We start from the raw sequence: 598 nt of genomic DNA, 5'->3' as shown, positions 1-598 counted from the left end.
GAACTCTTTGAGTTTACAGAAAAAGTTTTCAATGAGATGGCGCCATTTGTACATTTCGGCGTCGATGTCGATTGGCTTTGTACGACGTGGATGTTGAGAGATGACGATCTTGGCGCCTCTGGTATTGAGGTCATCGATTATCCAATTGGAATCAAATGCCTTGTCAGCCAAGAGGGCCCCAAACTCGAGCCCCTTAATCAAGGGAGCCACTCCGACGGTATCAAAGCGGTGGCCGGGGAGTAGAACAAAGCGCACCAAGTTGCCCAAGGCATCAGTCAAAGCGAGGATTTTGGTCGTCATCCCGCCTTTTGACTTTCCTATGGCCTGATTTTGAGTCCCCCTTTAGCGCCCTGACCATGGCGGTGGACCTTGACTATCGTAGCATCGATCATGGCATATTCCATATCAGGATCGTCCGATATGGCTGAGAAAATCCTATAAAAAACATCAGCTTTTACCCAATCTCGGTAACGCCTGAACACTGTATTCCAATTGCCAAAATTCGGTGGAAGATCACGCCAAGGACTGCCCGTACGCGCAATCCACAACACTGCCTCCAAAAACATCCGGTTGTCCGACCCTGTGCGACCAGGATCGC

1 pseudogene is annotated in these 598 nt (G+C 49.8%); it reads right to left on the bottom strand.

The features are described 5' to 3' along the window. A pseudogene (locus ABAC402_RS41060) lies at positions 1–598 on the bottom strand (IS5 family transposase); the annotation flags it as partial.

Source organism: Asticcacaulis sp. AC402 (genome assembly GCF_000495835.1).
Taxonomy (GTDB): Bacteria; Pseudomonadota; Alphaproteobacteria; order Caulobacterales; family Caulobacteraceae; genus Asticcacaulis.
Note: the sequence above shows the minus strand (reverse complement) of the source record. Positions and strands in the feature narration are given on the sequence as shown.